Genomic DNA, 13,468 nt, shown 5'->3' with positions numbered 1-13,468 from the left:
ACACCCGGTAACCGCGCTCCTCCAGGTCGGGACGCACGATCTCGGCGAGGTCGCGGCCGTCCGGCACGTCGACCTTGTTGACGGCGACCAGCCGGGGGCGGTCGGCCAGGCCGCCGTACTGGCTCAGCTCGGCCTCGATGGCGTCGATGTCGGCCACCGGGTCACGGCCCGGCTCCAACGTCGCCGAGTCGATGACGTGCACCAACACCGCGCAGCGCTCGATGTGCCGCAGGAACTCCAGGCCCAGGCCCTTGCCGGTGGCCGCGCCGGGGATGAGGCCCGGCACGTCAGCGACGGTGAAGGTGTGGTTGTCCATCCGGACCACACCGAGGTTGGGCACCAGGGTGGTGAACGGGTAGTCGGCGATCTTCGGCTTCGCGGCGGAGATGACCGAGATCAGCGACGACTTACCGGCGGACGGGAAGCCCACCAGGCCCACATCGGCGACGCTCTTCAGCTCCAGCACGATGTCGAGTTGGTCGCCGGGCTCCCCCAGCTCGGCGAAGCCGGGCGCCTTGCGCTTGGCGTTGGCCAGCGAGGCGTTGCCGCGCCCGCCGCGCCCGCCGCGCGCGACCTCGAAGGTGGTGCCGGCGCCGACCATGTCGGCCAGCACAGTGCCGTCGGTGGTCTGCACCACGGTGCCGTTGGGCACCTTGAGCACCAGGTTGTGGCCGTTGGCCCCGTCCCGGTTCGAGCCGGCACCGCCCTTGCCGTTGTCGGCCTTGACGTGCGGGTGGAAGTGGAAGTCGAGCAGCGTGGTCACCTGCGGGTCGACCACCAGGGACACGCTGCCGCCGTGTCCGCCGTTGCCGCCGTCCGGCCCGCCGAAGGGCTTGAACTTCTCGCGGTGGATCGAGACACAACCGTGCCCGCCATCGCCGGCCTGCAGATGCAGAACGACCCGGTCAACGAACGTTGCCACGGCGTCAATCCTTCCAGCGAGGTCCACCCCCGCACTTCGCGAAAAAGGCTAAGCGGGCCGGGACCCGGAGGTCCGCGGCCCGCTTAAGCCCGAGAACTACTGCTGCGGAACGATGCTGACGGTCTTGCGACCGCGCTTGGTGCCGAACAGGACCGCACCGGCGGACAGCGCGAACAGCGTGTCGTCGCCGCCACGGCCGACCAGGTCACCGGGGTGGAACTTGGTGCCACGCTGCCGGATGATGATCTCACCGGCGCTGACAACCTGACCACCGAAGCGCTTCACGCCGAGTCGCTGGGCCGCGGAGTCACGACCGTTACGCGAGCTGGACGCACCCTTTTTGTGAGCCATTGGAGGACGACCTACTTCCCGCTGGAGATGCCGGTCACCTTGACCTGGGTCAACGGCTGGCGGTGACCCTGGCGCTTGTGGTAGCCGGTCTTGTTCTTGAACTTGTGGATCCGGATCTTCGGGCCCTTGGTGTGCGCGGCGATTTCGCCGGACACCGCGACCTCGGCAAGCTTCGCCGCGTCGGTCACCAGGTCGTCACCGTCGACGAGGAGCACCGCGGTGAGCTTCACCGCGTCACCGGGGGCACCGGTGAGCTTCTCGACCTCGATCACGTCGCCCTCGGCGACCTTGTACTGCTTGCCGCCGGTCTTGACGATCGCGTACATCGGAGGCGGACTCCCTGTCGTTGAGGCTGCTGGCGGTCGTCCCCGCAGCGGCTCGCCGGGTAGCAGTGCACGGCGGCGCGGGCACACGGGAACTCGGCACACCAAAGGTGGGCCGCAGGCAAGAGTACGCCATTGCCGGCCCGGACCCCAAACCGGCCCGCCCTGGTCAGCGCGCGCAGAGCCGGTCGAGGCGCTGCTGAAGCCGGCCGGGTTCGCCATCGTCGATCGACCCGACGTCGACCCCGCGCGCGCGAACCTCGGCCCGACTCCGGTGAGCAGGGTCGTGAGCTGCGGATCGTCGGCCCACTCCGACCGCCCCCGCCGCACGGTCCGTCAGTCGACCAGCGCCGCCCCGGCCCGCCGCCGGGCAGCCCTCGGTCGTACGGCCGTCCCCGGCGCCCACCGCCGCGAGCGGCGGGTCCCGCTCCGGCAGGTCCACACGGCAGCGGGGCCGGCCGGCCGCCTGCGCGGCGGCGCGAACCTGGGTGGTGTCGCCAGCTGACCGCAACGGCAAGGTCCCTCTCCCGGGCACTGTGCCAGGGAGAGGGACCTTGTCAACGCACGTGGCCGGTCAGGTGCTCAGGGGCGGGTCCGCCGACGGGCGCCACCCCGACGCGACCGACGACGGCCGCCACCGCCGTCGGTGCTCTCCTCGTCGCCCTCACCGTCAGCGAGCGCGTCCGGGTCGTCCGCCGCGGCCAGCCGAGCCGACTCACCCTGTTGGGCGTCGGAGATCGCCGGCGCGGCCGGGGTGTCCGACTCGTAGCGGGACAGGTCGTAGCCCATGGTGTCCTGGTAGTCGGCGTCCGGTTCAGGGCTGGAATCGGTGTCGACGACCTCGACCACGGTCCGCTCGGCCGCCGCCGGGGCGTTCTTGCGGGCCCGCCGTCGGGACGACGTGGCGCCCTGCTCGGCCGCCGGAGCGGGAGCCACCGACGCGGCGACCGCCTTGACCTTCTCTCCCGCACCGGCGGGGCGCGGCTTCTCCGGCACCGGCTCGGTGTGGATGATGACGCCCCGGCCCTTGCAGCACTCGCAGGTCTCGCTGAACGCCTCCAGCAGGCCCGCGCCGATCCGCTTCCGGGTCATCTGCACCAGACCGAGCGAGGTGATCTCGGTGACCTGGTGCTTGGTGCGGTCCCGGCCCAGACACTCGGTGAGCCGACGCAGCACCAGCTCACGGTTCGACTCCAGCACCATGTCGATGAAGTCGATCACCACGATGCCGCCGATGTCGCGCAGCCGGAGCTGACGGACGATCTCCTCCGCCGCCTCCAGGTTGTTGCGGGTGACGGTCTCCTCCAGGTTGCCCCCGGAGCCGGTGTACTTGCCGGTGTTGACGTCGACGACAGTCATCGCCTCGGTGCGGTCGATCACCAGCGAGCCACCGGAGGGCAGGAAGACCTTGCGGTCCAGGCCCTTGATGATCTGCTCGTCGATCCGGTACTCGGCGAAGACGTCACTCGTGCCGACGTGCCGGCGGACCCGGTCGACCAGGTCAGGAGAAACGTGCGACAGGTACGACTCGACCATGTCGTACGACTGCTCGCCCTCGATCACCAGCTCGCGGAAGTCCTCGTTGAACAGGTCCCGGACCACCCGGATGACCAGGTCGGGCTCCCCGTAGAGCAGCACCGGAGCACCACCCTCGGCGGCCTTGGCCTGGATGTCCTCCCACTGCGCCTGGAGCCGCTTGACGTCACGGGCCAGCTCGTCCTCGGTGGCGCCCTCGGCGGCCGTCCGGACGATCACGCCCGCGCCGTCCGGGACCAGCTTCTTGAGCACGTCCCGCAGCCGCTTACGCTCGTTGTCCGGCAGCTTGCGGCTGATCCCGGAGGCGTTGCCGTTGGGTACGTAGACCAGGTGCCGACCCGAGAGCGCGATGTGGCTGGTCAGCCGTGCGCCCTTGTGCCCGATCGGGTCCTTGGTGACCTGGACCAGCACCGAGTCGCCGGAGCGCAGCGCCTGCTCGATCGAGCGGGCCCGCCCCTCCAGCCCGGAGGTGTCCCAGTTGACCTCACCGGCGTACAGCACCGCGTTGCGGCCCCGGCCGACGTCGACGAACGCGGCCTCCATGCTCGGCAGCACGTTCTGCACCTTACCGAGGTACACGTTGCCGGCCATGGTCGCGGAAGAGTTGCGGGTGACGTAGTGCTCGACCAGCACCCCGTCCTCCAGGACGGCGATCTGGGTACGGTCACCGCGCTGGCGGACCGCCATCACCCGGTCGACGGCCTCCCGGCGCGCCAGGAACTCCGACTCGCTGAGGATCGGCGGGCGGGTACGGCGCTGCTCCCGGCCGTCGCGGCGGCGCTGGCGCTTGGCCTCCAGCCGGGTCGAGCCGGACACACCCTGCACCTCGTCGACGGTGCGGCGCGGCTCGCGGATCTTCACCACAGTGGGCACGCCGTCGTCCGCGGCGCCCTCGGTGTCACCGGCGCCACGACGGCGGCGACGACGGCGACGACGGGTCAGGCCGTCCCCGCCCTCGGACTCCTCGTCCTCGTCACCCTCGGTCTCGGCCTCGGCGGTCTCTTCCTCGTCGGTCTGTGCCGCCTCCTCGGACTCCTCGTCCTCGGCGTCGTCGGCCCCGCCCTTGCCCCGGCCGCGACCCCGACGACCACGCCGGCGGCGACGGCGCGCGGCGGCGCTGTCCTCGTCGTCCTCATCCGCCTCGGTGGCCTCGTCGGCCTCCTCGGTCGGCTCCTCTTCGGCCTCGATCGCCTCGATCGGCTCCACCGGCTCGACCTCGCGGCGGCCACGTCGACGGCGACGGGACGGCTCGGCGGCTTCCTCGACGGCCGGCTCCTCGGCCGCCGCGGCGGGCTCCACCGGTCGGGTCACCGGCACCGCGTCCGGCTGGGGTGCCATGAACAGCACTGTGGGCGCGGAGAGCGCAGCCCGGCGACGACGGGTACGCGGCTGCTCCGGCTCGATCTCGGCGGGCTCGTTCGGCTCGTCCGTCACACCGGACACGGCCACGCCCGGTGCCACGTCGCCGGAGCGCTCCTGCGGGCCACTGCTCCAGGCCAGCTCGGCGGCGGACGTGCTCGGGAGGGCCGGGGAGTCGGTCAACTCGGCCTCGGCCTCGCGCAGGTCGGACTCCGCCGGCTCCTCGACGACGGCCGGCTCCTCGACGACCGGCTCTTCGACGGCCGGCTCCTCGACGGCGGCGGCCGGCTGCTCGGTGGCGGGCGGCTCCTCGACGGCGGCGGGCGTGGCCTTCTTGCGCCGGGTACGGGTCACCTTGACCGGCGGAACCACCTCGGCCGAGGCCGCCTCCGCGGAGGCGGCGACCAGCGGCTCCTCAGCGGTCGTCTCGACGGCGGTGGCCTTGCGGCGACGCCGGGGGGTCTTCGGAGCGACGTCCTGGTCGCCGGAGATCGGTGCGAAGACCTCCGCCTGCGGTGCTTCGGCACTGCCGGCACCACCGGTGGACGCCTCGACCGGGGCGTCGGTCTGCTCCGGCTGGTTGAGCGGGGCGGCCCGGCGACGGGTCGCCCGGGTGCGCCGCACTGGCGCGGCCGGCTCGGCGGCCTCGGGAGCGCTCTGGGCGCCGGCTGGTTCCACCGAGGCCGAACCGACCTCGGTGGTGGGGGGCGCGACAGCGGCGCCGTCGGCAGTGCTGCTCTGGTCGGCGGTCTCGCCGGCCGGCTGTGAACCGGTCCGTTCGCCGCCCTCGGGCTCGTTCTCGAGCATGGACGTTCTCCAGTTCTGGCTACCCCGGGCGCGGGTGAGCGCTGCCACGCAGGGTCGCCGCAAAAGTGTTTCCGCCGGGCGCGCGTGGTGCGCGACCGCCGAAGTCTGCCTGCCAGAGCACGGACCGTCGGTCAGTGCCCAACGATGGCTGCCCCGTCGCGGTCCGCATCCAACGGATCCACGATCGCACCCTGCGCGGTCAACGTGCCCTGAGCCAGCCGGGTCACCCTCGGCGAAACCGGCGGCTCCAGGTCGGCCACCACGCGGAGGCCGGAAAGGACGTCATCGGGCCGTACGGACGGGGTGACCTGCCGCACGACCAGTTCGAGTATCGCACACGGTACGGCCGGTGCCCCGGAAGGCGTCGGCGTAGGCAGTTGGACATCGATCGATATCACGGCGGCGCGGGCGTCGAAAGTACGTCGCCCCTGCTTGGTCATCCGCTCGACCAGCACCTCCTCGGCCGCGACGAAGGCGTCCACGGCGGCGCGCAGCACCGCCGGGTCGACCTCGGGCAACTCGATGTACCAGCGCGACGCCTCGATCCGCTCCGGCAGGTTGCCGCCCTCGGCGATCACAGCGTCCAGGACGTCCAGCCCCGGCGAGAGCGCGGCGTCCAACGCGGCGCGCAGCGCCTCCGGGTCGACAGCGGCCTGCAGGGCGATCTCCAGGTACTCCGCCTCGCTGGCCACCCCGGTGGGCGCGGCGCTGGCGTAGGAGATCTTCGGGTGCGGGTGGAAACCCTGCGAGAAGGCGACCGGCACGGCGGCCCGGCGTAGCGCGCGCTCGAACGCCCGGGCGAAGTCCCGGTGCGAGGTGAATCGCAGCGGCCCGCGCTTGGCGTACCGGATGCGGACGCGCTGGACGACCGGTGCCTGGCCGCCCTCGGGTTGAGGCTTCTTGGCGATCGTGGGCTCCTCGGGTGTACCTGCGTGTCCGCCCATCCTGGCGCAGAGCCCGTGGCGGTACGCAGCCGGGGCAGCCGAATGGCCCCGGCAGACGGGTGCAAACCGGTCAGCAGGGGCGCGACCACCCGGTGCGAATGCCGATGGCCGGCCGGTGACCCGGAGGTCACCAGCCGGCCATCACGATCGGGACCGGTTACCGCTCTGTCGGCGGGACCGGCGGTGGCCCGCCCGGCGGGCCGTAACCGGACGGCGGGCCGTAGCCGGGAGGAGGTGCGTAGCCGGAGGGCTGGCCGTGGCCGGGTGGCGGCGGGTAGCCGGGAGGAGGTGCGTAGCCGGAGGGCTGGCCGTAGTACGCGTCCGGCGACGGAGGTGCGCCAGGGGTCACCCGGTCGAGCACCTCGTCCGGGATCTGGGCTGCTCGGGCCGCCTCCCGCCGGTAGCGCCGCCGGTTCCAGATGAGGAACACCGCCAGCCCCAGCAGCAACACCAGCACCACGGCGATGCCGATGCCCACCACCATCACCTGCTGGTCGGTCGGACCACCGCGGTCACCGTGCTGGGTGACGTCGAACTCCTCGTCCGCACCCCCGGTACGGGCCGGGCCGCCGGTGCCGGCCGGGTCCGGATCGGTCGCGGCGGCCGGACCGAGCAGCGGGTTGCTGGTGACCGGCGGCACGTTGGCGGTCAGCGCCTTCATCGGGTCGATCACCCCGAAGCCGTACTGCGGATCCCGTCCGGACGGGCCGGCGTCCCGGGCGGTCCGGATGATCCGGTTGATCACGCTCGGAGCGCTGAGGTCCGGGTACTTCGCCCGGATCAGCGCGGCCAGGCCGGAGACGATCGCGCTGGAATCGGAGGTCCCGTCGCCCCAGCCGTAGCCCGCCTCGTTGGTGATGTTGTAGACGCTGTCGCCCGGAGCGGCGACCACCGCCTCCGGCCCCCGGACGGAGCCGGACCAGAACTTGCCACCCTTTGTCGTCCCGGTCACCGCGATCACGCCCGGGGTATTCGCCGGGCTGCTCACTGTGTTTCTGCCGTTGGCGGTGTTGCCGGCGGAGCCGACCACGACGACGTCATGGTCCAGCGCGTACTTGATCGCGCTCGCCTCCTGAGGGCTGGCCATGCCCGGGCCACCGAAGGACATGTTGATCACCTTGGCGCCGCCGTCGACGGCCATCCGGATGCCGAGGGCGACCGCGGCCTCGCTGTTGCTCCCGGTGCCCTTGCGCAGCTTGATGGGCAGGACCTTCGCGCCGGGAGCGATGCCGTCCACACCGTCGGAGCCACCCTTCGCCGCGATGATGCCGGCGATGTGCGTGCCGTGCCCGTCCTCGTCGGCCCGGCCGTCGCCGGCCGCGCCGTAGCTGCGACCACCCGCAAGCACCTGGCCACGCAGGTCGGGGTGGCTGGCCTCGACGCCACTGTCGAGCACGGCCACGACCACGCCCCGCCCGGTCGAGACCTTGTGCACCTGGTCGATCCGCAGCTCGTCCAGATACCACTGCTCGGCCCGCCGAGGCGCGGCGGCCGCCGGCTGGGCGACCCCCGCCACCAGGAACCCCGCCAACAGACAGGCGACTACCGGCCGGAGGCTTCCGACGTTCACCCTCATCCGTCCATCCTCACCGAAGGACGCCCGGGGACGCCCCGTCACCGGGGCCCCACGGATCGTCGTCCTCAGTCAACCACGACGAGTGCTCGGAGCCGCCGCCACCGCCGTGTCCGGCGCCGCCCGCGCCGCCCATCATGCCGCCGCCCATCATTCCGGCGCCGCCGATGCCCGCACCACGCGCGCCGCCCGCCATCCCGGCACCACCAGGGCCAGCGGCAGCGGCAGCGCGCAGCGCGTTCGCGGCGCTCGTCATCGGCGGCAGCTTTCCGTTGCCGCCACCCACCATGCCGGGGATGCCGCCCACGCCGATGCCACCGCCCGCGCCGATGCCACCACCGGCACCGATCCCGCCGGCCGACCCGCCGCCGGCACCGCCGCCACCGAACCCGCCGCCGGCGCCACCGAGGCCGGCGCTGCCGACCCCGCCGCCACCGATGCCACCGCCCAGGCCGCTGACGCCGCTCGGACTGGCGCCGGCCAGACCGCTGCTGTAGCCAGCGTCGCTGCCCGGGTAGCTGGAACCGGTCGACGGGGAGGTGAGCTGACCGGTGCCGCCGGTGGGTGAGCCCTCGCCGATCCCGCCCGGCGTGGTCGGGGAGAACGGGCCGACGGTGGACGTCGGGCCGCCCGTTTCGCCGATGCCCGGCGGCCTGCTGCCGATGGTGGGGCCACCACCGATATCGGGCTTCCCGCTGAAATCCCCACCACCGATGTCGGGTCGCCCGGTTGGCGGAATCCGGGTGTCACGCCTGATGTCGTTCTCGTCGTCACGCGGAGGATCACCGATGCCTGTCGGCGGGACCACTGTCAGCTTGGGACGCTCCGTGTAGACCGCCTGGGGCAGCGGCGCCATCGCGGTGTTCGCCGCCTGCTGGTTGTCCCGGTACCAGTTGTCCAGGTGGGACTTGGTGTCCCACCAGCCGCCCCGCTTCTGGTCACCGGCCTGACCGTCGACCTTCATCGTCGCTTCCAGGTCGTCGGCCTTGTCCCGGAACGCGCCGTCGGCGTACGAGGCGGGATTGTTCTGGTAGTCCTGACGCAGGGCGGCGAGGAACCCCGACGAACTCTCGCCGTCGCGGGCGTCGTCGAGCTCGGTGCCGTTGGGCAGGCTCCACTCGTTGAAGCCGAAGTCGTCCATCAGCGGGATCGGGATCGTGGAGACCGACTTGCGGATGTCGCCCTCGATCCGCGTCAACGCGCCACTGACGTTCGTCGCGTCGGTGATCAGATCCTCGATCTGCTTGCCGATCTTGCCCAGGTGCTCGCGGTACGCGTCGCCACCGCTGCCCTTCCAACCGGCGAGCATCCCGGGCAGACCGCCGACGTTGGGGCGTTCCTGACCTGTCGCGACCGGGCCGACGAACGACCGACCGACGAGCGCGTCGCGCAGCTGTTGCAGGCCGCTGGAGAGATTGCTCCAGCCCGCTCCGACCGAACCGACCGTTTCCGGGTCCGCGGAGAGCGTCACCTCGCGGACGCACCGCTCCCAGGTTCCTCCAGCCATGACGTCCCCCTCAGGCCGTGTACGGGTAGGTGGGTGCGCCGCTGGCAGTGGGCGGCGGCGACGCCGACTCCAGCAGCCGCTCGATCTCCTTGCCGTTGGCGCCGTTACGCGCCTCGGTGTCGCGGAACGCCTTGGCGATCTCCTCGGTGCCCTCCTTCAGCGCGGCGAGCTTCTGGGAGAGCGTCGTGAGGTGCGCTTCCATGTTCGCAGTGGAGGTCTCCAGGGCCCGCCACTGCATGACGGCGTCCTCGTACGCGCCGAACGGGGTGCCGTTCGGGACGGTCTGGGCGTTGTTGCTGTCGCCCTTCATCCGCGTCTTGATGCGTTCCATCTCGTATTTGATGGTGTCGTCGACGTACTGCCTGAGCCGCTCGACGTACGCTGCGGCGGCGTCCAGGTCCTCGACGCTGACGTGCAGATCGCCGATGCTCGGCGGCGGGATGCTCCCCATGCGATTCCTCCCCCGTCCCCGACCCGCCGGGTCGGTCCATGTCAGACGCAGCGTATCGAGTCTGACCTAGGCGGGGCAGCCCCAGCCACCACCACGTGGTACAGATGACGGCCGATCCCGGTGGTTCCGGTGCGGGCGACAGCGCGGCGAGGCCCTGACAACGCCAACGGGCCCGCGAAACGCGGGCCCGTTGGAAACATGTCGGATGTGGAGGGTGGTCGGGCGCCGCCAGCCGGCGGCAGCCCGGTCAGGGGTGCGAGTGGCCCGACGGAACCTTCATGCCGTTGCCGCCCAGCGGCGTGAGCGGCAGCAGCTTCTTGCCGGTGGGGCCGATCTGGATCTCGGTGTCCATCGACGGGCAGACGCCGCAGTCGAAGCAGGGCGTCCACCGGCAGTCGTCCTGCTCGAACCCGCTCACCGAGTCCTGCCAGTCCTGCCAGAGCCACTCCTTGTCCAGGCCCGAGTCGAGGTGGTCCCAGGGCAGGACCTCCAGCTCGTCGCGCTGACGGGTGGTGAACCAGTCGAGGTCCACCCCGTACGCGGGCAGCGTCTCGGCCGCCGCGTCCACCCACCGCTGGTACGAGAAGTGCTCGCTCCACCCGTCGAACCGGCCGCCGTTCTCCCAGACCTTGCGGATGACCGAGCCGACCCGGCGGTCACCTCTGGAGAGCAGCCCTTCGATGAGGGACGGCTCGCCGTCGTGGTAGCGGTAGCCAATGGCCCGGCCCAGCGAGCGGTCCGCGTTGATGGCCTGCTTGAGGATCTTGAGCCGGTGATCGATGACCTCCGGACGGTCCATCGCCGCCCACTGGAACGGGGTGTGCGGCTTCGGCACGAACCCGCCGATCGAGACCGTGCAGCGGATGTCCTTGGAGCCGGTCGCGGCGCGGCCGGCCCTGATCACCTCGTGGGCCATCTCCGCGATCTCGAGGACGTCCTCGTCGGTCTCGGTGGGCAGGCCGCACATGAAGTAGAGCTTCACCTGTCGCCAGCCGTTGGTGTACGCGGTGACGACTGTCCGGATCAGGTCTTCCTTCGACACCATCTTGTTGATGACCTTGCGGATCCGCTCCGACCCGCCCTCCGGGGCGAAGGTCAGGCCGGTACGCCGACCATTGCGGGACAGCTCCTGCGCGAGGTCGATGTTGAAGGCGTCCACCCGGGTCGACGGCAGCGACAGCGAGACGTTCGTGCCCTCGTACTGCTGGGCGAGGCCGGAGCACATGTCGCCGATCTCGGAATGGTCCGCCGAGGAGAGCGACAGCAGGCCGACCTCGGAGAAGCCGGAGAACTCCAGACCCTCGCGGACCATCTGCCCGACCGTGGTGATCGACCGCTCCCGCACCGGCCGGGTGATCATCCCGGCCTGGCAGAACCGGCAACCCCGGGTGCAGCCCCGGAAGATCTCCACCGCGTACCGCTCGTGCACCGTCTCGGCCAGCGGCACGAGGGGCTTCTTCGGGTACGGCCAGGCGTCCAGGTCCATCGTCGTGCGCTTGTGCACCCGGAACGGCACGTCCGCCCGGTTCGGCACGACCCGCTGGATCCGGCCGTCGGGCAGGTAGTCGACGTCGTAGAAGCGCGGCACGTAGACGCTCTCGGTGCGGGCCAGCCGCAGCAGCAGCTCGTCGCGGCCACCCGGGGAGCCCTCGGCCTTCCACTCCCGGACGATCGCGGTGATCTCCAGGACCGCCTCCTCACCGTCGCCGAGCACCGCGGCGTCGATGAAGTCGGCGATCGGCTCCGGGTTGAACGCGGCGTGCCCACCGGCCACGATCACCGGGTCGGCGTCGGTGCGGTCGGCGGACAGCATCGGGATGCCGGCCAGGTCGATCGCGGTGAGCATGTTGGTGTAGCCCAGCTCGGTGGAGAAGGAGATGCCGAACACGTCGAAGCCGCGCACCGACCGGTGCGCGTCGACGGTGAACTGCGGCACGCCGTGCGTGCGCATCAGCGTCTCCAGGTCCGGCCAGACCGCGTACGTCCGCTCGGCGAGGGTGTCGGGCAGTTCGTTGAGCACCTCGTAGAGGATCTGCACGCCCTGGTTGGGCAGGCCCACCTCGTACGCGTCGGGATACATCAGCGCCCAGCGCACGGTGGCGGCGTCCCAGTCCTTCGTGACCGCACCCAACTCGCCACCGACGTACTGGATGGGCTTGGAGACCTGGGGCAGCAGCGGCTCGAGCTGGGGCCAGACCGACGGCTCCAGGTCGCGGCGCGGCGTCAGACGGGCCGAGCTGGAGTCGTCGCGAGAATTGGTCGCGGCCGCGCGCGGCGTCGTGGACGGGGCACTCATGATGCCCAAGGGTACGCGTTCGCCCGGCGCGGATCGCGCGCACGCCCGATCGGCGGTGGTGGCGGCGCGGTACTAACCTCGGATCGGCGCGAGAGGAGATTGCCGCGATGCCGGACCCCCAGCCGGGAGCACGGCCGGCCGACGGGAGCACCCCGGGCACCGAGCCGGAGCGGGACCCGGCGGTCGCCGACGAGCCGACCTCCCCACCCGTACCCCGGACCCAGCCGGACCGCTCGGAACAGCCGGACCCCTCGGACCAGCCGGACAAGCCGAAACCACCGACCCAGCCGGACCCCCCGGACCCCTCGGGCCAGCCGGACCCGCCGGACGAGCCGGAACCTGCCGCCACCGCGGAGGTCCCGGCGCCCAGGTGGAGCGGTTCGGCTCCGGTGCCGCCGCCGCTGCCCCGCCGGGCCGCCTGGGGCGAGTCGGCCGAGCCGACCCCTGTCCCGCCGGTCTCCGTCGGGCCGCCCGAGCACCAGACGCCCGTCGACCCGTGGGCCGGCGTGGACACCGGCGGCTGGGACCTGCCCTCCGCCGAGCTGCCGCCGCTGCCACCGACGTTGTCGTACCCGGCGCCGCCGGAGACCCGGCAGTGGTCCTCCGGGCCGCCCGCTCCCCCGGTCGGGCCGTATCCGGTGTCGCCGTCGGCCCCGATCGCACCGCGGGCCGTCGGACCTGTGGCGCCGCCGCCGGCCGCCCCGAGCGCGCCGCGAGCCGCCGGACCCATGGTGCCGGCCCGACCGATGTCGCCACCCGCGCCGCCGAAGGTGCCCAAGCAGCGCCGGGGCAAGCGGTTCACCGCGCCACCGCCCGCCCCGCCGCCGGGCTGGCAGGCGCCCAAGGGGTACGTGCCGGTCCCGGTCCGCCGACGACGCCGCTGGCCGTGGCTGCTGCTGCTCACGCTGGCCTGCTGCTGTGGCTGCCCCGCCTACTACGGGTTCCCGATCTCGGCCCAGTACCCGGCGCGGGCGGCACTGCCCGTCCAGGTGGACGACCTCAGCCTGCGCCAGGACAACCGCAGCACCGAGACCGCCAAGAAGTTGGAGAACGAGGTACGCAAGGAACACTGGCTGGCCGAGGACACCTTCGCCGGCGTCTACGCCACGACGAGCGGCAAGCGGGTGACGGTCTTCGGCGGCACCGGCTTCCGGTTCAGTCCGGAGTCGGACGCGGAGGCCGAGATCAGCCGGCTCACCGATCGGTACGCGCTGAGCGCCCCGGAGAGCGTGGACACCGGTGTCCGGGGCCGGCACGAACGATGCGCGGTGGGTAGCGCCGACGGCAGTGACGTGGTGGTCTGCACGTCGGTCGACCACGGCAGCATCGCCACCGGCGTGTTCACCCGACTCTCGGTGGCCGACAGCGCCGACCTGCTGGCCAGCCTGCGCGCCCAGAT

General features: G+C 72.1%; 9 protein-coding genes and 1 pseudogene. 1 reads left to right on the top strand and 9 read right to left on the bottom strand.

Features of this window, described 5'->3' with window-relative positions:
- From obgE to KBX53_RS06710, 9 genes are all read right to left on the bottom strand, one after another.
- A partial coding sequence (obgE, locus tag KBX53_RS06750; protein ID WP_210858162.1) for a GTPase ObgE occupies nucleotides 1–922 on the bottom strand: 922 nt, incomplete at its 3' end.
- A gap of 96 nt (nucleotides 923–1,018) precedes the next feature.
- Nucleotides 1,019–1,273, bottom strand: coding sequence for a 50S ribosomal protein L27 (gene rpmA / locus KBX53_RS06745; protein WP_007464062.1), 255 nt, complete (start codon nucleotides 1,271–1,273; stop codon nucleotides 1,019–1,021).
- A gap of 11 nt (nucleotides 1,274–1,284) precedes the next feature.
- Nucleotides 1,285–1,599, bottom strand: a complete 315-nt coding sequence (gene rplU, locus KBX53_RS06740) for a 50S ribosomal protein L21 (protein WP_007464063.1) — start codon at nucleotides 1,597–1,599, stop codon at nucleotides 1,285–1,287.
- A gap of 579 nt (nucleotides 1,600–2,178) precedes the next feature.
- Nucleotides 2,179–5,298 (bottom strand): Rne/Rng family ribonuclease, encoded by a 3,120-nt coding sequence (locus KBX53_RS06735; protein WP_210858161.1) that lies wholly within the window; start codon nucleotides 5,296–5,298, stop codon nucleotides 2,179–2,181.
- 131 nt (nucleotides 5,299–5,429) lie between these two features.
- The gene (locus tag KBX53_RS06730) at nucleotides 5,430–6,242 is read right to left on the bottom strand and encodes a TIGR03936 family radical SAM-associated protein (protein ID WP_081884033.1); all 813 of its coding nucleotides are present in this window, start codon (nucleotides 6,240–6,242) and stop codon (nucleotides 5,430–5,432) included.
- Nucleotides 6,243–6,399: 157 nt separating this feature from the next.
- Complete coding sequence (mycP, locus tag KBX53_RS06725; protein WP_210858160.1) at nucleotides 6,400–7,818, bottom strand: type VII secretion-associated serine protease mycosin; 1,419 nt, start codon at nucleotides 7,816–7,818, stop codon at nucleotides 6,400–6,402.
- A 10-nt stretch (nucleotides 7,819–7,828) separates the two neighbouring features.
- A complete protein-coding gene (locus KBX53_RS06720) occupies nucleotides 7,829–9,322 on the bottom strand; it encodes a WXG100 family type VII secretion target (protein ID WP_210858159.1) in 1,494 nt (497 codons plus the stop codon).
- 10 nt (nucleotides 9,323–9,332) lie between these two features.
- Entirely contained in the window at nucleotides 9,333–9,773 is a 441-nt protein-coding gene (locus KBX53_RS06715; protein WP_030336567.1) for a hypothetical protein, read from the bottom strand.
- 247 nt (nucleotides 9,774–10,020) lie between these two features.
- Nucleotides 10,021–12,069 (bottom strand): TIGR03960 family B12-binding radical SAM protein, encoded by a 2,049-nt coding sequence (locus KBX53_RS06710; RefSeq protein WP_210858158.1) that lies wholly within the window; start codon nucleotides 12,067–12,069, stop codon nucleotides 10,021–10,023.
- Between the two features lie 107 nt (nucleotides 12,070–12,176).
- On the opposite strand from KBX53_RS06710, the pseudogene KBX53_RS36195 reads away from it, so the two are divergent.
- Nucleotides 12,177–13,468, top strand: a pseudogene (locus KBX53_RS36195) (hypothetical protein); the annotation flags it as partial.

This window comes from Micromonospora sp. M51 (assembly GCF_018070305.1).
In the GTDB taxonomy this organism is placed as follows: domain Bacteria; phylum Actinomycetota; class Actinomycetes; order Mycobacteriales; family Micromonosporaceae; genus Micromonospora; species Micromonospora parva.
The sequence above is the reverse complement of the archived record's forward strand: the minus strand, read 5'-3'. Positions and strand labels throughout refer to the sequence as shown.